The sequence below is a fragment of the Vibrio sp. 1457 genome (assembly GCF_033340195.1).
In the GTDB taxonomy this organism is placed as follows: Bacteria; Pseudomonadota; Gammaproteobacteria; order Enterobacterales; family Vibrionaceae; genus Vibrio; species Vibrio alginolyticus.
The window spans coordinates 58,455-80,918 of record NZ_JAWOWA010000004.1 but is presented as its reverse complement, the minus strand read 5'-3'; the positions used below and the strand labels follow the sequence as shown (position 1 = coordinate 80,918).

General features: G+C 44.6%; 15 protein-coding genes and 4 tRNA genes. 12 read left to right on the top strand and 7 right to left on the bottom strand.

The window, feature by feature from the left end; translation table 11 throughout:
• Positions 1-384 precede the first annotated feature (384 nt).
• The 7 genes from R7Z41_RS05640 to nspC all read left to right on the top strand — a co-directional run bounded on the left by R7Z41_RS05640 (position 385) and on the right by nspC (position 7,098).
• Positions 385-458, top strand: a tRNA-Cys gene (locus R7Z41_RS05640).
• A 36-nt stretch (positions 459-494) separates the two neighbouring features.
• Positions 495-570, top strand: a tRNA-Gly gene (locus R7Z41_RS05635).
• A gap of 77 nt (positions 571-647) precedes the next feature.
• Positions 648-734 (top strand) — tRNA-Leu (locus R7Z41_RS05630).
• 13 nt (positions 735-747) lie between these two features.
• A tRNA-Gly gene (locus R7Z41_RS05625) sits at positions 748-823 on the top strand.
• 898 nt (positions 824-1,721) lie between these two features.
• Positions 1,722-4,598: a pyridoxal phosphate-dependent class III aminotransferase gene (locus R7Z41_RS05620; RefSeq protein ID WP_225477560.1), complete on the top strand. Its 2,877-nt coding sequence runs from the start codon at positions 1,722-1,724 to the stop codon at positions 4,596-4,598.
• Between the two features lie 18 nt (positions 4,599-4,616).
• The gene (locus R7Z41_RS05615; protein WP_012841628.1) at positions 4,617-5,861 is read left to right on the top strand and encodes a carboxynorspermidine synthase; all 1,245 of its coding nucleotides are present in this window, start codon (positions 4,617-4,619) and stop codon (positions 5,859-5,861) included.
• A 103-nt stretch (positions 5,862-5,964) separates the two neighbouring features.
• On the top strand, positions 5,965-7,098 hold the full coding sequence (gene nspC, locus R7Z41_RS05610) for a carboxynorspermidine decarboxylase (protein WP_054577687.1): 1,134 nt from the start codon (positions 5,965-5,967) through the stop codon (positions 7,096-7,098).
• A gap of 77 nt (positions 7,099-7,175) precedes the next feature.
• Here nspC and R7Z41_RS05605 read toward each other — a convergent pair whose 3' ends face one another.
• The gene (locus R7Z41_RS05605; RefSeq protein ID WP_005376814.1) at positions 7,176-7,688 is read right to left on the bottom strand and encodes a glycine cleavage system protein R; all 513 of its coding nucleotides are present in this window, start codon (positions 7,686-7,688) and stop codon (positions 7,176-7,178) included.
• A 221-nt stretch (positions 7,689-7,909) separates the two neighbouring features.
• Complete coding sequence (locus tag R7Z41_RS05600; RefSeq protein WP_225477581.1) at positions 7,910-8,812, bottom strand: DUF3943 domain-containing protein; 903 nt, start codon at positions 8,810-8,812, stop codon at positions 7,910-7,912.
• Between the two features lie 191 nt (positions 8,813-9,003).
• Here R7Z41_RS05600 and R7Z41_RS05595 point away from each other — a divergent pair, with 191 nt between their 5' ends.
• A complete protein-coding gene (locus R7Z41_RS05595; RefSeq protein ID WP_225477562.1) occupies positions 9,004-10,236 on the top strand; it encodes a CinA family nicotinamide mononucleotide deamidase-related protein in 1,233 nt (410 codons plus the stop codon).
• A gap of 96 nt (positions 10,237-10,332) precedes the next feature.
• Here R7Z41_RS05595 and yfaE read toward each other — a convergent pair whose 3' ends face one another.
• The 4 genes from yfaE to ubiG all read right to left on the bottom strand — a co-directional run bounded on the left by yfaE (position 10,333) and on the right by ubiG (position 15,322).
• Complete coding sequence (gene yfaE / locus R7Z41_RS05590; RefSeq protein WP_005376817.1) at positions 10,333-10,614, bottom strand: class I ribonucleotide reductase maintenance protein YfaE; 282 nt, start codon at positions 10,612-10,614, stop codon at positions 10,333-10,335.
• Positions 10,614-11,747 (bottom strand): class Ia ribonucleoside-diphosphate reductase subunit beta, encoded by a 1,134-nt coding sequence (gene nrdB, locus R7Z41_RS05585; protein ID WP_005376818.1) that lies wholly within the window; start codon positions 11,745-11,747, stop codon positions 10,614-10,616. The genes yfaE and nrdB overlap by 1 nt, the downstream gene beginning before the upstream one ends.
• Before the next feature lie 83 nt (positions 11,748-11,830).
• On the bottom strand, positions 11,831-14,113 hold the full coding sequence (gene nrdA / locus R7Z41_RS05580; protein ID WP_005376819.1) for a class 1a ribonucleoside-diphosphate reductase subunit alpha: 2,283 nt from the start codon (positions 14,111-14,113) through the stop codon (positions 11,831-11,833).
• Between the two features lie 501 nt (positions 14,114-14,614).
• A complete protein-coding gene (gene ubiG, locus R7Z41_RS05575) occupies positions 14,615-15,322 on the bottom strand; it encodes a bifunctional 2-polyprenyl-6-hydroxyphenol methylase/3-demethylubiquinol 3-O-methyltransferase UbiG (protein ID WP_054577035.1) in 708 nt (235 codons plus the stop codon).
• A 475-nt stretch (positions 15,323-15,797) separates the two neighbouring features.
• On the opposite strand from ubiG, the gene gyrA reads away from it, so the two are divergent.
• From gyrA to R7Z41_RS05560, 3 genes are all read left to right on the top strand, one after another.
• A complete protein-coding gene (gene gyrA, locus R7Z41_RS05570; RefSeq protein ID WP_053306578.1) occupies positions 15,798-18,518 on the top strand; it encodes a DNA topoisomerase (ATP-hydrolyzing) subunit A in 2,721 nt (906 codons plus the stop codon).
• Between the two features lie 123 nt (positions 18,519-18,641).
• Positions 18,642-19,265, top strand: coding sequence for a tetratricopeptide repeat protein (locus tag R7Z41_RS05565; protein WP_053306577.1), 624 nt, complete (start codon positions 18,642-18,644; stop codon positions 19,263-19,265).
• 42 nt (positions 19,266-19,307) lie between these two features.
• Positions 19,308-19,862, top strand: coding sequence for a hypothetical protein (locus R7Z41_RS05560; protein ID WP_009706900.1), 555 nt, complete (start codon positions 19,308-19,310; stop codon positions 19,860-19,862).
• A gap of 121 nt (positions 19,863-19,983) precedes the next feature.
• Here R7Z41_RS05560 and nrfA read toward each other — a convergent pair whose 3' ends face one another.
• Complete coding sequence (nrfA, locus tag R7Z41_RS05555) at positions 19,984-21,411, bottom strand: ammonia-forming nitrite reductase cytochrome c552 subunit (protein ID WP_225477564.1); 1,428 nt, start codon at positions 21,409-21,411, stop codon at positions 19,984-19,986.
• Positions 21,412-21,861: 450 nt separating this feature from the next.
• Here nrfA and nrfB point away from each other — a divergent pair, with 450 nt between their 5' ends.
• Entirely contained in the window at positions 21,862-22,464 is a 603-nt protein-coding gene (gene nrfB, locus R7Z41_RS05550) for a cytochrome c nitrite reductase pentaheme subunit (protein WP_064354129.1), read from the top strand.

The window sequence follows — 22,464 nt, the reverse complement described above, 5'->3', positions numbered from 1 at the left end:
CTTTTCAATGCTTGCTAACGGCCATGCTTACAATTTGTATCTGGGGCTTTTGCTTCGATAGAGTTCCATTTGTGATCTAAGTCTTGTTTTTGTCCTTGGAGAGTCTTAGAGAGGCGAGTCTTCTGATTATTAATACTCCAATGCACGCAACGCACGGCCAGCAGTGTAAGGCGTAGCCAAAGTTTTATGATAAACAAGTGTATTTAAGCGATTTTTAGTATTAAAACTAAGCAATCCATCGTCTTTCGCACAAATTCTAGTCAAACGATTTAAAAAAATAAAAATAGTGTTGACTCGATCGCTCGAATCCGTAGAATGCATCCCGTACCCAAGAGAGCACGGCTCAAAAGGGTGGTGAAAAAGCTTAGCTTTATTCACAAATGAGGCGCCTTGGCAGAGTGGCTATGCAGCGGATTGCAAATCCGTGGACCTCGGTTCGACTCCGGGAGGCGCCTCCATTATTCTTTTGAGAGCGAATGGCTTTCGAGAAAAATGCGACACTAGCTCAGTTGGTAGAGCGCAACCTTGCCAAGGTTGAGGTCACGAGTTCGAACCTCGTGTGTCGCTCCAAATTTTATTGATATGGCATTGGCGATATCAGATGGTGTTTTACTTTTCTGTAAAGGCATCACAAAGAATATTTGTGTGCCCTGGTGGTGGAATTGGTAGACACAAGGGATTTAAAATCCCTCGACGTTCGCGTTGTGCCGGTTCAAGTCCGGCCCGGGGCACCATCTCATATTAAATGCGACACTAGCTCAGTTGGTAGAGCGCAACCTTGCCAAGGTTGAGGTCACGAGTTCGAACCTCGTGTGTCGCTCCAGATTTAAGGCCTAACATGAAAATGTTAGGCCTTTTTCGTATTTTTTTGAAAATCTCAAACTTCTTTTCTGTCACAGACTTCGTTAAGTAACGAACCCTTTGTCTCATTGACTCAAGTGATTGTTCATTCTGCCATTGCAAAGCATCTTAGCCATTCCTACTAGTCTATGTTTAAACCATCACTTGTGGAGAATAACCACTCTTGATCCAGGCAAAGCTGTGACGAGAATGCTATCTTTTTAAATGTTCCGGATATAGAAAGGAATGTTTTACGATTAAGCAGCACAACCTTAAACCTCTGTTGGATGAGGTGATGATATCTCAAGAATATTTGTTTAAATAACAGCTGTTTGAGAGAAGCAGAAAAGCATAGCTCACGACTATGAGCACGACAGTTGCGATGGGGTATGTTTTGTTGTGATTTACATCACTGTTACTAATATGAAAAATCGTTGCCAGAAGATTTTATTTTGTGATAAATTCGCGCGCAATCTCGGAGCGTAATTAACAACGTTTGATCTCTGGGGGATACGCGTAGTGACCATTCAAGCTGATTGTGACACTGCGTAGGGTAGGTATCGGCAAAGCCTTTTGTCGATAGACGGGATACTAATGCTGTAAACGCGGCATATTAATGGGAAACCCAACATTGAAACCTTTGAATAAACACACACTAATCAGCTTCATACTGCCGAAATGTCCTGTTTTACAAAACGGGTGCATTACAGAACCTTGATTAATCCCTTTTACATATAAAGTCGCGAGTATCGTGGCGGATGATCTGTATTTGTCATTTATGCACTGACAAATGCGGAGGGGTATTCACACCTCCTGTAATTTCATTCTAATGATTATTAATACAGGATACAGAATTATTATAATTCAAGGGATTATGTAGTATGAGCACTGCCTTTGAAGTCGATAGCAATATCGCAAACATTTTTTCGTCTCAGGTTCCTATCGTTGAGGGAACGTATGACTTAACGCCAGATCAAGTATTGATTGATCAGGCTGAGCATGAATCTGAAGTACGTTCTTATCCACGTCGTTTGCCGATCGCAATTAAACAAGCCTTTGGGTGCTTGGTTGAAGATACGCGTGGACAGATCTTTCTAGACTGCCTTGCGGGGGCAGGCACTCTAGCTTTGGGGTATAACCATCCTGAAATAAACCAAGCTCTGAAAGAGCAATTAGATTCAGGACTGCCATATCAGACGCTAGATATTGCAACATCAGCAAAAACGACGTTTATTCAATCTGTTAAGTCTTTTCTTCCTCAAGAGTTAAGCGAGAACAGCGTTATCCAATTTTGTGGCCCGTCTGGAGCTGATGCGGTTGAAGCTGCTATCAAGCTCGCGAAACAGACTACCGGTCGCAACACTATGTTTGCCTTCCGCGGCGCATACCATGGTATGACTAATGGTACGATGGGGATGATGGGTAACTTAGGCACGAAAGCTCGTCGAACTGGTTTGATGTCGGATGTGCACTTTATGCCTTTCCCATACAACCTGCGTTGTCCTTTTGGGCTTGGCGGTGATGAAGGTGCGAAAGCAAGTATTCGCTATATCGATCGTCTTTTAAACGATGATGAGTCAGGCATTATGAAGCCTGCCGCGATTATCGTGGAGCCAGTGCAAGGTGAGGGTGGTGTTGTTCCTGCGCCAGCATTCTGGCTACGAGAGTTACGTCGTATTTGTGATGAACACGGTATCTTACTGATCTTCGATGAGATCCAGTGTGGTGTTGGTAAAACTGGCTACAATTTCGCGTTCGAAGAGTCGGGCATTGTTCCAGATATTCTGTGTTTATCAAAAGCAATTGGTGGTGGATTACCAATGTCGCTATTGGTTATCAACAAGCAACATGATACATGGAAGCCGGGCGAGCACACAGGTACATTTCGTGGTAACCAGTTAGCCATGGTCTCTGGTGCGAAAGCATTAGAAATTATCCAACGTGATAATCTTGTTGAGCATGCCAATATTGCGGGTCAGTACTTGCGCTACGGCCTTGAAAGTATTCAAAAGCGTGTGAACTGTATCGCAGAGGTTCGTGGCAAAGGTTTGATGCTAGGCGTGGAGATTAAAACTCCAAACGGTGAGCTCAATAAATTTGGTGAACCTCAAGCGGATAGTGAACTCACACTTTCTATTCAACGCGCAGCACTCGAGCGTGGCTTGATCGTTGAGAAAGGTGGACGCGAAGGCGCAGTAATTCGTTTCCTTCCTCCTCTTATCATCTCGTTTGAGCAAATCGACTTTGCTTTACGTGTATTTGAAGACGCGATTTTAGCCGCTGGCGGTAGTCACATCGAAATTCAGCCACAAGATGAATGGAAGAAGCATTTCATCCACACTGGAGAGATGGGCAGCAATGAATTTGCTTCGGTGATGAATCACACTACTACGGCAATGAAGTCAGTGTTTGAACAAGTGACTGCACCGTATTCAGGTATGGATCCAAAAGCATTGGAAGCAGCGATTCACGACGTTGATCTTGATAATGGAAATGCGCCTCTTAAAACCGTTATCGACGATGCTGCTGAGCTGGTCGCGAAAAACGCAATTTTTACTCAACATCCAGATTGTATTGCTCACCTGCATACTCCACCTTTGATGCCAGCGATTGCGGCAGAGGCAATGATTGCGGCTTTGAACCAGTCTATGGACTCATGGGATCAAGCTTCATCAGCGACTTATGTTGAACAGAAAGTTGTGAACTGGCTATGCGATAAATATGAGTTAGGTGAAAAAGCGGACGGTATCTTCACGAGCGGCGGCACGCAAAGTAACCAAATGGGCTTGATGTTAGCGCGTGACTGGATTGCTGACAAACTCAGTGCACACTCAATTCAAAAGCTTGGCCTTCCTGAATACGCAGACAAGCTACGTATTGTATGTTCAAAAAAATCCCACTTCACGGTTCAAAAATCAGCGTCTTGGATGGGGCTGGGTGAAAAAGCGGTCATGACTGTCGATGCTAATGCCGATGGAACGATGGATGTCACTAAATTAGACGAAGTTCTCAATCAGGCCAAAGCAGAAGGTTTGATCCCATTTGCCATTGTTGGCACAGCGGGCACAACGGACCACGGTGCTATTGATGACTTAGACTTTATCGCCGATATGGCAGCGAAACATGACATGTGGATGCACGTCGACGGTGCATACGGTGGAGCTCTGATTCTAAGTAGCCAAAAAGCGCGTCTGAAAGGTTGTGAGCGTGCACATTCCATCAGCGTAGACTTCCATAAGCTGTTTTACCAAACCATCAGTTGTGGTGCGCTATTGGTAAATGACAAGTCTAACTTTAAATTCCTGCTTCACCATGCAGACTATTTGAACCGCGAACACGACGAACTACCGAACTTGGTGGATAAGTCTATTGCGACAACTAAGCGTTTTGATGCGCTCAAAGTGTTTATGACGATGCAAAGCGTAGGGCCAAAAGCCCTAGGCGATATGTATGATCATTTGCTTGAGCAGACGCTTGAAGTGGCGGACATGATTCGAGAAACCAAACACTTTGAGTTGTTGGCTGAACCATCACTATCTACGGTTCTGTTCCGCGCGACAAATGAATCAGCGGATCTTGATGAACTGAACAAAACGTTGCGCTTAGAAGCGTTAACACGCGGTATTGCGGTATTGGGTGAAACCATTGTCGACGATAAAACTGCATTGAAATTTACGATTTTGAACCCGTGTCTGACGACGGCGGACTTTGAATCTTTGCTCTCAAAAATCAATACGCTAGCGGCAGAGCTAGTTTAACAAAGGTAACGGAAAACTATGGCAATTCTACAGATTGGTGCAGGCGGCGTTGGCTGGGTAGTTGCACATAAAGCAGCACAAAACAACGACGTTCTGGGTGATATCACAATCGCATCACGTACCGTAGGTAAGTGTGAGAAAATCATCGAATCGATTCAGAAGAAAAACAATCTGAAAGATTCAACTAAGAAATTAGAAGCGCGAGCGGTAAACGCGGACGACGTAGATTCTTTAGTTGCTTTAATTAAAGAAGTACAACCTGACTTAGTGATCAACGCAGGTCCTCCTTGGGTGAACATGTCTATTATGGAAGCATGTTACCAAGCTAAAGTGTCATACCTTGATACATCTGTTGCGGTTGATTTGTGCTCTGAAGGCCAACAAGTACCTCAAGCTTACGATTGGCAGTGGGGTTACCGTGAGAAGTTTGAAGAAGCGGGCATTACAGGTATTCTTGGTGCTGGTTTCGATCCGGGCGTAGTATCGGTGTTTGCCGCATACGCAGTGAAGCATCTGTTCGATGAAATCGATACTATCGACGTAATGGATGTAAACGCAGGCGACCACGGTAAGAAGTTCGCAACTAACTTTGATCCAGAAACGAACATGCTTGAGATTCAAGGCGATTCGTTCTACTGGGAAAACGGCGAGTGGAAACAAGTACCTTGTCACTCACGTATGCTTGAGTTTGAATTCCCGAATTGTGGTTCACACAAAGTGTACTCAATGGCGCACGACGAAGTTCGATCTATGCAAGAGTTCATCCCGGCGAAACGCATCGAATTCTGGATGGGCTTTGGTGACCGTTACCTAAACTACTTCAATGTGATGCGCGACATCGGTCTACTCAGCCCAGATCCACTAACGCTTCACGACGGTACGGTTGTTCAACCTTTGCACGTGCTAAAAGCACTACTACCAGATCCAACATCACTCGCGCCAGGCTACACTGGCCTAACGTGTATCGGTACTTGGGTTCAAGGTAAGAAAGATGGTAAAGAGCGCAGTGTATTTATTTACAACAACGCTGATCACGAAGTCGCATACGAAGATGTTGAACACCAAGCTATCTCATACACCACTGGCGTACCAGCGATCACTGCGGCTTTGCAGTTCTTCCGTGGTAAATGGGCAGACAAAGGCGTGTTCAACATGGAGCAGCTAGATCCAGACCCATTCCTAGAAACCATGCCATCTATTGGTCTAGATTGGCATGTTCAAGAACTGGAGCCAGGACAACCTGTTATCCATAAATTGAAGTAAGAATTTAGCGACTCTTATTTGTACGTTTAAGCCGATGCACTTGCGTCGGCTTTGTTCGATTTTATAGTGTCTTTGCTAAGGCGAAGGGACGTAAGGTATCAAAATGCAACAAAACGAACTAAAAACGCCATACTTCATGATCAATGAAGACAAGCTGATTGAGAATCTAGAGAAAGCAAAACAGCTAAAAGACATCTCTGGTGTGAAGCTTGTATTAGCACTGAAGTGCTTCTCAACATGGGGTGTATTCGACATCATCAAGCCTTACCTAGACGGAACAACAAGTTCTGGCCCGTTTGAAGTGAAGCTTGGCTACGAAACGTTCGGTGGTGAGACACACGCATACAGTGTGGGTTACAGCGAAGATGACGTTCGCGATGTGGCGGACATCTGTGACAAGATGATCTTTAACTCTCAGTCACAGCTAGCGGCTTATCGTCATATTGTCGAAGGTAAAGCATCGATTGGCTTGCGCCTAAACCCAGGTGTGAGCTATGCAGGGCAAGACTTAGCAAACCCAGCGCGTCAATTCTCTCGTCTTGGGGTTCAGGCTGATCACATCAAACCGGAAATTTTTGATGGTATTGATGGCGTAATGTTCCACATGAACTGTGAGAACAAAGACGTGGATGCGTTTATCGGCTTACTCGATGCTATTTCAGATCAGTTTGGCGAGTACCTAGATAAGCTGGACTGGGTGAGCATGGGCGGCGGGGTATTCTTCACATGGCCGGGTTATGACATCGAAAAGCTTGGCCTAGCGCTGAAAGCGTTTGCTGAAAAACACGGCGTGCAAATGTACCTAGAACCGGGCGAAGCGATCATTACCAAGACGACTGACCTAGTGGTCACTGTGGTTGATATCGTTGAGAACGTAAAGAAAACCGCGATTGTGGATTCAGCAACAGAAGCACACCGTCTTGATACGTTGATTTACGACGAGCCTGCATCGATTCTAGAAGCGTCTGAAAATGGTGAACATGAGTATGTGATCGGCTCGTGTTCATGCCTTGCGGGTGACCAGTTCTGCGTGGCGAACTTTGAACAGCCGCTAGAAATTGGACAACGTCTGCATATTCTTGATAGTGCGGGTTACACCATGGTGAAATTGAACTGGTTTAACGGTCTACGTATGCCGTCGGTCTACTGTGAACGCTCGAATGGTGACATTCAAAAACTGAATGAATTTGACTACTCTGATTTCAAACGTTCACTATCTCAGTGGTCAGTGAAATAAGACGTATCGCGCCATAAGCACCAAAAGAGCAGCTTAATCGCTGCTCTTTTTATTGGGGAAACGATAACAGTACGTGATTAACTCTCCACAATCACACGAGTGTCTTCACTCAGAGATTCTAACTCATTGGCTATGTCTTCAATTTCTAGCTCGCTAGGCAGTTTTATCGCCATTTTAGCGCTGAATAAGCTAGAGCTTACCCCTCCGCCTCCAGCAATGAATACACGCTGACAATCCATATCTAAAATTGAGATACCTTGATTATCGAGAACGTGAGTAATTTCATTCACAATACCCGCTCTATCGTTGGCATCTAAACGAAGTTGGAAGATAGTGTCTTCACGATATGAATGAGGTTCAGAGTCGACGAACCTAACAACAAGAGTCTGACAAGAAGAGAACGCCTGTTTAACGATGTCGGCATTTTCTCTTGGAAGCTCTACTTTGATGACACCTGCAACTTGGTCTTCGATAAAGTTTACTTTGCTGATCAGCCATTTCCCGCCGTTTTCGTGTGTGATTGCAGCGAGCTCTTTAATCGTGGCGGGTGACGCTTGTCCGACAAAATTAACAATAAATACGGTGTTCATAATGTCCCCTCCTGGAATCAAGGTTTGGACGCAGTACGAATAAACGTGCTACTTAAGTTATTGGAATAAATCCTTTTATTTAGTGTAGGTGCTAAGGGCGGGTAATGTTTGATGAAAGTCAATTTTTAACACTAATTCGTGATGGAAATAATTAAAACAATGTTCAGAGCACAAAAAAGCAGCCATCGTAAGGCTGCTTTTTACCGAGTATCAACTTAGGATTAGAAGGTTACTTTTAACTCGACACCATAAAATTGACTGTCGTAGTTTGCACCTGCGTCCATGGCGAATTTTGCAATATCTTGGTTTCCAAACCAAGGTGATGAATTGAATTGTAGTTCTGCACTACCGCCCCATGCATCAGTTACCCAATAATGAATATGTCCAACAGGGTTTAAGAAGAAGAGCGAAACATCACCTGCGGTTTCAGAGCCCATAACTTCGCCACCGTTGGCAATAATGTCTTGCTCAGCCGTTAACATCATTTCACCAACAACAGCACCAAAGAACGGTGTGATAAAAATATCCTGCCAAGATGGTACTTCTGCGAACGCCTCTACGCCATACTCCCAAAAGAACGTCGACATAGTTGCGGAGTACAAAAACGACTGAAATTCATTATAGCCAGCGTGACGTGCTGCCGTGTAGTAAACGCCGCCAAAATATGGGTGCATGATGTAGTTGAGGACATGTTCATCGCGATCCCAAACGGGGCCGTCAGAGACATTATCTTTCCACTTTTGCCCCAACTTACTCATGTCCCGGTCTTCTTCGTCCCATTTGGTGATACTTTCTGGAAGAAAAGTCATCATGCCTACGGTCGCGATACTGAGACCTAGAATGGTGTAGGTTTGACCCATCAGATAATCCCAGTCTTTATCTTGAGGGATGATGAGATGTTTAGGCTGAAGCCCTGCGTCAAGGTTTAGCGAATCATCATTATTCTGTTCATACATAACACCGCGATTTTGAGCCTCGAAGGTGTACAGAGTCGTCGTTTCGCAGTAACCTGACAAGCAATCAGGTGTGTAAGAAAACTCTGTATGACGGCTTAGGTCATAGTGACTTGCTTGCGCAAGCGCTGACGAAGCCAAGCAAAGGCCTGTTAGAGTCGTCTTGAACATGGATGATTTTGACACAAAGGTCTCCGAGTTAATGGTGTATGTTCGGGCTCGTAATTATCCCTCAAAACATCAATCATTTAAACACTTGACCCTTATTTAGTCCCAACAAACCTCGGCGAGATTTGTCCAAATAAAAAGAAAAATAAGCGCTATAACGAAAATAGGATTGTGCTTACGTTCAGGAGTCAGTTGTGAAAATAGCAATGCTTAGTACTGGTGAGGAAGTCCTCCACGGTGATATTGTTGATACTAATGCGGCATGGTTGTCTAGCCTGTTTTATCAACATGGATTTGGCTTAACAAAGCGCTCAACGGTTGGTGATAGCCTATCGAGTTTGGTTGAAGAGTTTTTAATGCTCAGCTTTAACAACGATGTGGTTATTGTTAATGGTGGTTTAGGCCCTACAACGGATGACATGAGTGCTGCCGCCGCCGCGAGAGCCGCCGATTGTAAACTGGTGCTATTCAAAGAGTGGTTGCAGCATCTAGAAAGTTTGTATGCTCGACGTGGCATCCCTATGCCGGACAGTAATTTAAAGCAAGCAATGCTGCCAGAAACGGCAGAGATATTGGACAACCCGATAGGCACTGCTTGCGGTTTCAAAATGCTGATTAATGATGCCATTTTTTATTTCACACCGGGTGTACCAAGTGAATTTAAGCTCATGGCAGAGACGCAAATTCTTCCCGATCTGAGAAGAGTGTTTCCCGATGTGCAAGGTTCATGTTGTAGCCGAATCTACACGTTTGGTCTGTCTGAATCCGGTATTTCAGATAAGCTAGATAAGCTAAAACTTCCTCAAGGCTATGAGCTAGGGTATCGCTCTTACTTGCCTTTTATTGAAGTGAAACTTTTTGGTCCTTCAGATCAGCTTGAACAGCGTTTGAAACTCGTACAGATAATTAATAAACACCTTGAGAGTAATACCGTTAGTATTGATTTACCTATGGTTGAAAATGTCGGCCAGTTGTTGGTCGATAAAGGACTAACAGTGTCGACCTCCGAAAAAAGTAGCAGGGGATACTTAACGTACTGGCTAAACAGTGATGAAAACGCTGAAAAGCAACTAGGGCATGGTTGGGTACTACCGAGCCTGACTCAGGCGATGGGCAACAGCGGAGATCCATTAGCAGAAACGTTTGCTCTGGCTGGTGCTACGCGAGAGAAGTGTGGGACGGATTTATCACTCGTCACTGGCCATATTGAAGAGGGCGTTTTTTCCGTCGCTTTATCGACACCGTCAGGCGAGTGGGGAGCATTATATAAACTCTCGAAAAAGTATCAGCGCAATGATCAAGTTAAAGTGATCAGCACGGCAGCACTAGACTTGTTGCGTCGCTACCTAGAACGTAAACCGATGTTTGCGCATTATGCATTTTTAGAGAAAGTTAAAGAGATGCACCTCCCGAGCAGTGCTTTATAACCAAAGCTCTCTACAGTAGTCTGAGAGACAAAAAACAGAGACAAAAAAGCCAAGGTGATTACCTTGGCTTTTGCATTTTATACCGTCGAGTCAACGTTATGCGCGCTGCTTTTCTTTCATCGCGTAGTTAACGCCGCTAAGTGACAAATCTGATTTTGCTTTACAGATACAAGGTAATATTTCATCACTTTGTGTGTAAGCCATGGCAAAACCAACATACTCCACTTCACCAGACTCCAATTTGCAGCGACAGGCGCCGCAGTGCCCATCACGGCAGTTGTATTCTGGTAATAGGCCAGCTTGCTCCATTGTTTCCAAAATCGTATTGGAAGGGTTGGATTCAATGCTGATCAGTTTGTTGATTTTGAGTGTTGCCATTACAGCTCGAATCCTTCGAAGTCATCTGCGCGAACTTCATTGTCAATTTGACCCACAAGGTAAGAAGAGATTTCTGCTTCTTGAGGCGCAACTTGAACGTTATCTGAAGACAACCAAGCGTTAATCCATGGAATTGGGTTGGTTGTTGCTTCTGGATACGCTGCTGGTAGACCTACCGCTTGCATACGAATATTTGTGATGTATTCAACGTATTGGCTTAGGATGTCTTTGTTTAGACCGATCATAGAGCCATCTTTGAATAGATACTCTGCCCACTCTTTTTCTTGCTCAGCCGCTTCTTTGAATAGGTCAAAACAGTCCTGTTTTGCCTCTTCTGCGATTTGCATGAAAGTGAAGTCATCTTGACCGTTACGTAGCAGGTTGATCATGTGCTGCGTGCCGTTTAAGTGAAGTGCTTCGTCACGAGCGATCAGCTTGATGATTTTCGCGTTACCTTCCATTAGTTCGCGTTCTGCGAAAGCGAAAGAACATGCGAAACTTACGTAAAAACGAATGGCTTCTAATGCGTTAACAGACATCAGACAGATGTACAGCTTCTTCTTAAGATCGTACAGACTAACCTTAACCGTTTCACCGTTAAGGACATGCTCACCTTCACCGTAGCGATGGTAATCATTCGTCGCTTGAATCAAATCGTCGTAGTAGTGCGCGATGTCTTTTGCACGCTTCAGAATGTGCTCGTTCTCAACGATATCATCAAACACTACAGCAGGGTCGTTCACGATGTTACGAATAATGTGTGTGTAAGAACGAGAGTGAATCGTTTCAGAGAAAGACCAAGTCTCAATCCAAGTCTCTAGTTCTGGCAGAGACACAAGCGGCAGCAGTGCCACGTTAGGGCTGCGGCCTTGGATAGAGTCAAGAAGCGTTTGGTACTTCAAGTTAGAGATGAAGATGTGCTTCTCGTGATCTGGCAGTTTGTTGTAATCGATACGGTCACTAGATACGTCTACTTCTTCTGGACGCCAGAAGAAAGAAAGTTGTTTCTCGATAAGTTTTTCGAAAATCTCAAACTTTTGTTGGTCGTAACGTGCAACGTTTACTGATTGACCTAGGAACATTGGTTCCTTCAATTGGTCATTCTTTTTTTGGTTAAAAGTACTGTAAGCCATAATGCCTCAATTCCTTTTAAACCTCCCCGTAAGGGGGAGGTTATCGATAGTCTGTCTTTACGGGTTCGCTAGGTACGGGAAGATTAAATCTTACAACCGCCGCCAGCACAATCGTCATCTTGTGGTTGAACAGCGTCTTTCTGTTCATCTTTCGCGCCATCACGAGTGTTGTGGTAGTAAAGCGTTTTCACACCAAACTTATACGCTGTTAGCAGGTCTTGAAGTAGTTTCTTCATTGGAACCTTGCCAGTCTCGTAACGTGACGGGTCGTAGTTAGTATTAGCAGAGATAGCTTGGTCAACAAACTTCTGCATAATACCCACAAGGTGTAGATAACCGTCGTTCGAACCGATATTCCAAAGCAGTTCATAGCTGTCTTTAAGTTCTGTGAACTCTGGTACAACTTGCTTCAGGATACCGTCTTTCGAAGCTTTTACTGAAACGTAACCACGTGGTGGCTCAATACCGTTAGTTGCGTTTGAAATCTGAGAAGAAGTCTCAGAAGGCATTAGCGCAGTCAGTGTTGAGTTACGTAGGCCGTGCTCCATAATTTCTTTACGTAGGCTGTCCCAGTCGTAGTGCAGCGCTTCGTCACAAATTAGGTCGATATCTTTCTTATACGTATCAATCGGCAGTAAGCCTTTCGCGTAGTTCGTCTCGTCGAATGAAGGGCACTTACCTTGTTCTTTCGCCAGTGCTACAGATGCTTTCAATAGGTAGTACTGCATTGCTTCGAACGTACGGTGAGTTAGGCCGTTCGCGCTACCGTCAGAGTATTTCACGCCATTCTTCGCTAAGTAGTAAGCAAAGTTAATCACACCAACACCTAGCGTACGACGGTTCATAGTCGATTTGTATGCCGCTGGTAGAGGGTAATCTTGGTAATCAAGCAGTGCATCTAACGCACGAACAACAAGATCGGATAGCTCTTCGAAATCATCTAGAGACTTGATAGCACCTAAGTTGAATGCAGAAAGCGTACACAGTGCGATCTCGCCTGAGTCATCTTCAACGTTAGTTAATGGTTTCGTTGGTAGTGCGATTTCTAAACATAGGTTCGACTGACGAACTGGAGCAACTTCAGAATCAAATGGGCTGTGAGTATTACAGTGGTCCACGTTCTGGATGTAGATACGACCCGTTGATGCACGCTCTTGCATTAGCAGAGTGAACATTTCAATCGCTTTAACCGTTTCTTTCTTGATTGAAGGATCGTTCTCGTACTTCACGTATAGACGCTCAAACTCTTCTTGGTTTTCGAAGAATGCGTCGTACAGACCAGGTACATCAGATGGTGAGAATAGCGTAATATTGCCGCCTTCAACTAAACGTTGGTACATCAGTTTGTTTAACTGAACACCGTAGTCCATGTGACGAACACGGTTTTCTTCAACACCACGGTTGTTCTTAAGTACCATTAGTGAGCGTGCTTCACCGTGCCACATTGGGTAGAACACAGTAGCTGCGCCACCACGTACACCACCTTGTGAACAACATTTTACTGCTGTTTGGAAGTACTTGTAGAACGGAATACAACCAGTGTGGAATGCTTCACCACCGCGAATCTCTGAGCCTAATGCACGGATACGACCTGCGTTGATACCAATACCAGCGCGCTGAGATACGTAACGAACAATTGAGCTTGCTGTTGCGTTAATAGAATCAAGACTATCGCCACACTCGATCAGAACACATGAGCTGAACTGGCGAGTAGGGGTACGCACGCCAGACATAATTGGCGTAGGTAGAGAAATCTTAAATGTCGATGTCGCATCGTAGAAACGTTTGATGTAATCAAGACGCGTCGCTTTTGGATATTTCGCAAATAAGCACGCTGCTACAAGGATGTATAAGAACTGAGCACTTTCGTAAATTTGGCCCGTAACACGGTTCTGTACGAAGTACTTACCCTCTAGCTGCTTAACTGCCGCGTATGAGAAGTTTAGGTCGCGTTTATGGTCGAGGTACGCATCAAGTTCGTCGAGTTCTGCTTTTGTGTAGTCTTCTAGAATATGTTGATCGTACTTACCCATATCGACGAGGCGAGACACGTGATCATAAAGCGTTGGTGGCTCGTATTGGCCATACGCTTTTTTACGCAGATGGAATACCGCTAGGCGAGCAGCTAGGTATTGGTAATCCGGAGTCTCTTCAGAGATCAGGTCTGCCGCAGACTTGATGATTGTCTCGTGAATATCTGTCGTTGTGATGCCGTCGTAAAACTGGATGTGAGCGCGAAGTTCTACTTGAGAAACCGAAACATTATCTAGACCTTCTGCAGCCCAAGTGATAACGCGGTGGATTTTATCCAGATCGATACTTTCTTTACGGCCATCACGCTTGGTGACGGTAAGTTGTTGGTTCATTCTGCTTTATTTCCCTAAGAAAACTGATAAAAGCCGTATTTTTGTTTGTTTATGTGCAATATGAGTAAAGCTTGCGGCGGCTTTGTGATCAAAGTCTATCTATATATTGTCGCTTAAACACAACATATAGGGGTTCATTTGTTTGCGGGTTACAAGATAGTGCTATTACACTGATTTATCAAGGTACAGATCGGGGATGACTTGTGGATAACTGACAAAATGAAAAAAATCAGTAAGTGAACACTAACCGATGAGAAAAGGGCAGACTTGAATGGTTAAAAGTACGGTTTCGAGATCGGTTTAGAAATAACCGCATGCAAAAATATTTTCCTTGATCTTTGGCCGTTTTTATCTACGAAAAATGGCTTGGTCAAAATGGAATCTAGAGCACGAATTTTAGCCATAAAAAGACAAAAAAAGCGGCAACTTTGTGCTACCGCTTCCGATTCATTTTCTTTAAAAAATGTCAATCACAAAACTCATTTTTTAACTTAATAGCGTTCAGTATTTTTTAGTATGAACGATGTAGTTTACATCTACATTACGACCGAGTTTGTAGCTATCATTTAGAAGGTTGTAATGAAGCCCAGTAATGCCCATTTCCGTCAGGTCAGTTTGGTCTATCATCTTCATCATTTCGGCTGGCTTGATAAACTTATCGTGCTCATGAGTGCCTTCAGGAACAATCTTAAGAAGCTTCTCAGCACCGACAATAGCAAATAAGTACGACTTAATGTTTCGGTTCAAAGTTGAGAAAAACACGTGACCACCGGGTTTGACTAGCGCAGCACAAGAGCGGATAACGGAGAGAGGATCTGGAACGTGTTCAAGCATCTCCATACAAGTCACGACATCGTAAGTTCCTGCGTTTTCTATAGCGTGGTCTTCTATTGTGCTCTGAATGTAGGTCAGTTGAGTACCTGTTTCTAATGCATGTAGTCGCGCGACTTCTAATGGTTCTTTACCCATATCAAGTCCAGTCACAATAGCGCCTTCTTTTGCCATGCTTTCAGCAAGAATGCCACCACCACAGCCGACATCAAGTGCGCGCTTGCCAAACAAGCCATTTGCTTTTTCAAGTACATAGTTCAAACGAAGTGGGTTAATTTGATGAAGCGGCTTAAACTCGCCTTCTAAATCCCACCATCGAGAAGCCATGTCCTCGAATTTCTTAATTTCACTTGGGTCGACGTTTTGTGCTTTAGTCATAATTGGTTTTATTGCATTCAATCTGAGTCCTTTAGAGGGCGCCAGTATACTCCAACGTTTTACACCCAAACAACCTCGATGTGCTTAGTTAAGGGACAATGACAGAGTTCACTGGCGCGGCAATCGAGACAGGTGCCTGTAATTTGTAAAGCGCTAACTATTGTTTTTGGTTCATCCTTGAACTGGTGCCAGTGATAATAACTCTAAAACCTGCATTTTCGCGTTGTGTGGTTAAAGGAATTTACCTCGCTTTTCCGCGTAAAGGGTCCGATTTTGCTCAATATTGACCGAAATATAACCACTAATCAGAAAGATATGGGATGAGTGTGCAAATTCTCGACATTTGATTCATAACCAAGCTCACAACCTGATAAAAGGAGAGGGAAAGTGATGCCGAAGTGATGAATTGTGTGTTATATTTTTGCACCTTACACGTATCGTAATTACGATCAGATAATAGAGGGATAATGGCTCTATGAGCGATTTAGCTAAAGAGATCACGCCCGTAAACATTGAAGATGAGCTTAGAGGTTCATACCTAGACTATGCGATGTCAGTCATCGTGGGTCGTGCTCTTCCAGATGTGCGTGATGGCCTAAAACCAGTACACCGCCGCGTTTTATTCGCGATGAACGTACTAGGCAACGATTGGAACAAACCATATAAAAAATCAGCCCGTGTTGTCGGCGACGTAATCGGTAAATACCACCCACATGGTGATAGTGCTGTGTACGACACAATCGTACGTATGGCTCAGCCGTTCTCGCTTCGTTACATGCTGGTCGATGGTCAAGGTAACTTTGGCTCGATCGATGGCGACTCTGCTGCGGCAATGCGTTACACCGAAGTTCGAATGGCAAAAATTGCCCATGAACTATTGGCTGACCTAGACAAAGAAACCGTAGACTACGTACCAAACTACGACGGTACTGAGCAGATCCCAGCGGTTCTTCCAACTAAAATTCCAAACCTATTGGTTAACGGTGCTTCTGGTATCGCAGTAGGTATGGCAACCAACATCCCGCCTCATAACCTTGGCGAAGTGATTGATGGCTGTCTTGCATACATCAATAATGAAGAAATCACTATTGATGAACTAATGGATTACATTCCTGGTCCTGATTTCCCAACGGCGGCGCTTATCAGCGGTCGTAAAGGCATTGTAGACGCGTACAAAACAGGTCGTGGCAAAATCTACATGCGTTCGAAAGCGGACATCGAAGTGGAGAAGAATGGTAAAGAGACCATTATCGTCACTGAAATTCCTTACCAGGTGAACAAAGCTCGCTTGATCGAAAAGATCGCTGAGCTAGTTAAAGATAAGAAAGTAGAAGGTATCAGTGCACTGCGCGACGAGTCAGATAAAGACGGTATGCGCATTGTTATTGAGTGTAAGCGCGATGCTGTGGGCGAAGTAGTTCTAAACAACCTTTACGCTCAGACTCAGCTGCAAACCACTTTCGGTATCAACATGGTGGCCCTAAACAATGGCCAGCCACAGCTATTCAACCTAAAAGATATGTTGAAGTGCTTTGTTGATCACCGTCGTGAAGTTGTGACACGTCGTACTATCTTCGAACTGCGTAAAGCGCGTGAACGTGCTCATATCCTTGAAGGTTTAGCTCTAGCGCTTGCTAACATTGATGAAATCATTGAGCTTATCCGTAAGGCACCTACACCGGCTGAAGCAAAAGCGGGTCTTATCGCTCGTGGTTGGGATTTAGGCAACGTTTCAGCAATGCTAGAGCGTGCTGGTACAGATGCTGCGCGCCCTGAATGGCTAGAGCCTGAATATGGTATTCGTGATGGTCAGTACTTCCTGACTGAGCAACAAGCACAAGCTATCCTAGATCTACGTTTACATAAACTAACAGGTCTAGAACACGAGAAGATTCTTGGCGAATACAAAACACTTCTAGAAGAAATCGCTGAACTCATGCATATCCTTGCGAGCACTGAGCGTTTGATGGAAGTTATCCGTGAAGAACTTGAAGCGGTTCGTGACGGCTTTGGTGACGCTCGTCGTACAGAAATCACAGCTGCGAGCCATGATATTGACATGGAAGAGCTGATCGCACGTGAAGACGTTGTGGTTACTCTATCTCACGGTGGTTACGTTAAGTACCAAGTACTGAGCGACTACGAGTCACAGCGCCGTGGTGGTAAAGGTAAGAGTGCGACTAAGATGAAAGATGAAGACCATATCGAGCGTCTTCTAGTGGCGAATACCCACGATAACATCTTGTGTTTCTCTACTCGTGGTAAAACATACCGCCTGAAAGTTTACCAATTGCCTCTAGCGAGCCGTACTGCGCGTGGTAAGCCAATCGTAAACATCCTTCCACTCGAAGAAGGTGAGCGCATTACCGCGATTCTACGTGTTGATGAATTCTCTGAAGACAAATTCATCTTCATGGCAACAGGTGACGGTACGGTTAAGAAAACGCCGTTGAACCAGTTTGCAAACGTACGTTCAAACGGCCTAATCGCTGTGAACCTACGTGAAGACGATTCGTTAATCGGTGTGGATATCACTAACGGCGAAAATGAAATCATGCTGTTCTCTAAAGCGGGTAAAGTGGTTCGCTTTAAAGAAGCAGAAGAGATTCCAGTACTTGATAAAAATGGTAAACCAGTTCTTGATGAGAATGGTCAGCCAGAGATCAAGTTTAAAGGTGTTCGTCCTATGGGTCGTACCGCCTCTGGTGTTCGTGGTATGAAACTGGCTGAAAATGACCAAGTTGTATCACTTATTGTTCCTTCGCACGAAGGCGACATCCTAACGGTTACAGAAAACGGTTATGGTAAACGCACAGCACTTAGCGAGTACCCGACAAAAGGTCGTGGCACTCAAGGTGTAGTTTCTATCAAAGTTTCTGAGCGAAATGGCCCGGTAGTTGGTGCTATCCAGGTTGTTGAAGGTGATGAAATGATGATGATCACCGACGCTGGCACGTTAGTACGTACTCGTGTGGGTGAAGTTAGCCAAGTTGGTCGTAACACACAAGGTGTAACGCTTATCCGTACTGCGGAAGATGAATCAGTTGTTGGTTTGCAACGTATTGAAGAAGTTGATGATGAAGAGCTGCCTGCTGATGAAGATGCAGAAGCGTTAGAGTCAACAGACGAAAATACGCAGCAAGACGCTTCAGAAGCTCCAGCTGCTGATGATGCAGAGGAAGGTAACGAAGAGTAATCTTACACCGTTATCTTGATATGAAAAGCCGAGCCTTAGTTGCTCGGCTTTTTTGTATCTGTATCAACGCATTTAAAGTAAGAAATGCGTACACTGACGTTATCTTTGTTTACAGGACGTGTTATGTCTGTTTGGTTTTTCGCTGCCATCACTCTGATGGGGTTGTTTATCGTACTCTTATCACTGAGTGCATCAAAAGCTAAACCTACTCAATGGTTTGGCTTTTGCCTGTTAGTACTTGTCGTGACGAGTGCCAGTTTCTTATTGCTGCATCAAACTCCGCCTAAACCAATACAAGCGGAAATGTCACGAATGATGACTGCTCGTGACATCATGAAAGAGATTCAAGACCAGTTGCGTGAAGATCCGAACAACGCTGAATTGTGGTTCCAACTCGGGCAGGGCTACCTGCTAGAGGGGGAATTTGATGGCGCGCTGATTTGTTTTGATTACGCGATCCAGCTGACTGAGCCAGTCAGTGCCACGCAACTTGCCGCAAAAGCGACGACCTTGTACTACATTCACCAGCAATCAATGACGCAAGAAGTTAGCTTGCTTTTGGAGCAAGCTTTGCAGATAGAACCGCACAATGAAGCCGCTTTGTCTTTGATCGCAAATGATCATTTTCTGTCATTCCGATTTCAGGAAGCGATTGATGCCTGGGTACTATTATTAGATTCTAATGATCCAAATTTAGATAGGGTGCAAATCATTAACTCTATTAACAAAGCAAAAGAGCTGTTGTAAGCGTACAATTTAATAAGCAGTAGAGGGAAAGGTGGGCAACGAATGAAAAATAAGGCACTAAGCATATTGGTTTTGCTGTGCGGCTCTGTATTAGCGGGTTGTAGCTCTTCCGATCATTCTGGTTCTTCCTCTTCGGTTTATTATTCTTCAGGTTATTACGATCCGTGGTGGTACGATCATGACGACTACTGGATTTATTACTATCCGGGTTGTTGCGACAACGACGACGAATACAAAGAGAAACTGGAAGAGTGGTGGAATGGTTTAGATGAAGACCAACAGCAATCCATCAAAGACAAAGTCGAGGATTGGAAGGACGATGATATGTCCGCCAATATCGATAACATGAAACGCCAACTCGACGATCATTGGCAATCATTGCCTGACGAGCAAAAGCAAGAGATTCAAACCAAATGGGAGAATCGTCCGGAGCGTATTGAGCCAGCGGCTTTACAAGACAAAGCGGTAAAAGAAAAGGTTCAACAAAGAAAAGCATTACCGGAAACGAAGATCCAACGCCCAGTTGCTCGTCCAAATGTGCAGATGCCTAAAGCACGTCCAAATATTCAACCGAGACCTAGGCTTCCTCGTCGCTAGTACATTCGATTTTCACTCTCGATAGAATCGGGGATGAAGAAATAAAGATAACAAAGAAACAAAAAAAGGGGCGTTCAGTACGCCCCTTGTTGTATCTATAGATTAATCTCTGCTTGTTAGATTAATACGTGGCTTCGCGTTCAGCGGCTGCTTTATCCCACTCTGGCGCTACTGTTTCTAGGAAGTGTTTCTTGTCTGCGTTCATCTTATCCATATCCATGCCCAGTGCTTGTTGTGCTTTCGCTTTGGTAGAGATATCTGGAATTTGAACAGGGTCAGTGATGCCTTTGGCTGCTAGTAAACGAACCAACTTGGTACGAGCGTCAGCGGCGCGATCAACTGCAGTACCTAGTACTTCAAGCGCTACCTCAGGAGCATGCATGTGAACACCGTGAGAAGCAATCGCGTAGTCCCAACGCCATTGTGCATGGCGAATATCTTGTAGGATAGGCTCCATTTCTGCTTCTGTTGCACCTGCTTTCCACGCTGCGCCTGCTTCAAAGTGTGCCGCTACGATTTGCTTCTCGGCGGTTAGCTTCATGTTCAGTACTTGCGCTTTGCGAGTCGAGACGATGCCTTGTAGCTGCTCTTTAGTTTGGGTATGGCATTGCGCACAGGTGTCTTCAAAACGATCAAATGGGTTACCCACTTTGTGGTCTGTGTACACCGTACCGTCTTCTTTGGTCACTTTAGGCATGTGGCAGTCCACACACACCACTTTGTTTTTACCATGAATACCCGCTCTCCAAGTTTCGAAACCTGGGTGTTGTGCTTTTAGCATCGGCGCTTTAGATACGGCATGCGTCCAATCTTTGAAATTCAACGCGTCGTAGTATTTCTCCATGTCATTAACGGTGGTGCCCATATCCCATGGGAATTTAACCGCTTTAGTTGGGCCGGTGAAGTAGTATTCAACGTGACATTGAGCGCAGACCGATGCTTGCTTATCTAGGCGAGACTGTTCATCAAAGTTTTTACCGATAGTATCAAAAGCACGCTCGACGTATGGGCGAGTCAGTGCCAGCGCGGGTTCGCCTTTCTTGAAGGCTTCAGAGCCCGTGTTGTGGCAATCGGAACAACCGATAGGGTTGACGATTTCTGAGCCTAAGCGTGCCCATTTACCTTCGAAATAACCGTCTTCACCACGTTCACCAATCACGCGAGCAACGTCTGGGCTTTTACAGCTCCAGCACGCCATCGGCATAGGCCCGGATTTTTCATCAGTCGGTGCGCCGGTACGTAAGGTTTGACGAACATCATCAAGTGCGTAAAAGTGACCGCGCGCTTTGTTGTAGTCTTTTGCGAAGCCGTAGCCAGCCCATAAGATCACCATGTTTGGGTCTTCACTTAGAGCATCTTCAATGTGCTCACTTTCGGATGTTGCCTTCCAAGAGTGGTATTGTTCGGGATGGTTCTGTTCAAAGGCGTCATTTCGAGGATCGATGAGGCCTTTTTCTTCTGCCGCCAACGGAGCGCCGACCAAAAATAATTGGCTGGCGAATAAGGTCGCAACCGCGATAGGTGCGCTCATCCAGTGTTTTATGCTCACGGTGTTATCTCCATATTCGTTTTTATTAGCAGCGTTGTGAGAAGCTATTCCAAATAAGAACTGGAGATCTACGATTAATAATATTGCTTAATTGGATAGATGAAATAGTGAGTGAATCTTGTCTTGTTTTAGATCAATTTACACCAGTGATCTCAGTCATGTTTGAATTTATATACCTCTAAAGTGGTAGTTGTTAAGTCATTGTTCTGCAATGCTTTGGGTTTTTAACCTTTTTAAAAATAGGGTGATTTGGTTCGCTTTTTGAGCAGGCGTTTCTACCCCTTATGAATAATAGAGGTATTATAAATATAGGTTTAGCGTTGTGGCTTTCCGAAATAAGAATTGATGTCATTTGAAGATCTAAAAAATATCTTCAGAGGAAATTAATTGTCGCTCAAATAAATAATTGAGAATAGTTATCAATTATTATCGAGCTAAGGAAAGAACAATATGGGCAATATAAAATTGACCATAGAGACAATGCTGAAACTTCTCTTCGTCTTTGCCATCTATGGTTTCTCCATCGCCGCCCATGCGACTTCTTCAGAGCCGATTGAAGGTGCTCAAGCTGAGCGTCATCAAGTCGAGTTGATCCGTGACCGAGACTACAAGTGTCTGCAATGTCATAAGGATGCAAAAGAGACTCTGAACCTATCGCATGATTCGCAAGCGTTATTGAGTCAAGGGAAGCAACTTAATTGCACCAATTGCCATAGCAACATTGGTCCCGACCATCGTGAAGGTGCGCCTGATGTGATTAAGTTTTCTGCAGCGCAATCGAAAGAAGTACACGACAAAGTGTTCCTTGATCCAAGCATGATTCTTAAAGCTAACAGCCAATGTGTGGATTGCCACGCACCGACACAGCTGAGAGAAAGCCACTGGACGCACGATGTGCACGCCAAAAACCTCACTTGTTCAAATTGCCACGATGTACACGCAGCGAAAACCAAAGCGTTGTCGTACGACAGAAAACAACTGATCAAGCAGTGTGTGGATTGTCACTCTGAATTTGCCGTCGAACCTGAACTTGCCAAAGAAGAGGAGAGATAG

What these genes read in the sequence shown, in the direction of transcription:
- yfaE (WP_005376817.1), bottom strand. Translation starts at nt 10,614, where the DNA reads ATGGCAACACTCAAAATCAACAAACTGATCAGCATTGAATCCAACCCT.
- ubiG (WP_054577035.1), bottom strand. Translation starts at nt 15,322, where the DNA reads ATGACTAAAGCACAAAACGTCGACCCAAGTGAAATTAAGAAATTCGAG.
- R7Z41_RS05600 (WP_225477581.1), bottom strand. Translation starts at nt 8,812, where the DNA reads ATGTTCAAGACGACTCTAACAGGCCTTTGCTTGGCTTCGTCAGCGCTT.
- nrfB (WP_064354129.1), top strand. Translation starts at nt 21,862, where the DNA reads ATGGGCAATATAAAATTGACCATAGAGACAATGCTGAAACTTCTCTTC.
- R7Z41_RS05560 (WP_009706900.1), top strand. Translation starts at nt 19,308, where the DNA reads ATGAAAAATAAGGCACTAAGCATATTGGTTTTGCTGTGCGGCTCTGTA.
- nspC (WP_054577687.1), top strand. Translation starts at nt 5,965, where the DNA reads ATGCAACAAAACGAACTAAAAACGCCATACTTCATGATCAATGAAGAC.
- R7Z41_RS05615 (WP_012841628.1), top strand. Translation starts at nt 4,617, where the DNA reads ATGGCAATTCTACAGATTGGTGCAGGCGGCGTTGGCTGGGTAGTTGCA.
- R7Z41_RS05620 (WP_225477560.1), top strand. Translation starts at nt 1,722, where the DNA reads ATGAGCACTGCCTTTGAAGTCGATAGCAATATCGCAAACATTTTTTCG.
- gyrA (WP_053306578.1), top strand. Translation starts at nt 15,798, where the DNA reads ATGAGCGATTTAGCTAAAGAGATCACGCCCGTAAACATTGAAGATGAG.
- R7Z41_RS05565 (WP_053306577.1), top strand. Translation starts at nt 18,642, where the DNA reads ATGTCTGTTTGGTTTTTCGCTGCCATCACTCTGATGGGGTTGTTTATC.
- R7Z41_RS05605 (WP_005376814.1), bottom strand. Translation starts at nt 7,688, where the DNA reads ATGAACACCGTATTTATTGTTAATTTTGTCGGACAAGCGTCACCCGCC.
- nrdA (WP_005376819.1), bottom strand. Translation starts at nt 14,113, where the DNA reads ATGAACCAACAACTTACCGTCACCAAGCGTGATGGCCGTAAAGAAAGT.
- nrdB (WP_005376818.1), bottom strand. Translation starts at nt 11,747, where the DNA reads ATGGCTTACAGTACTTTTAACCAAAAAAAGAATGACCAATTGAAGGAA.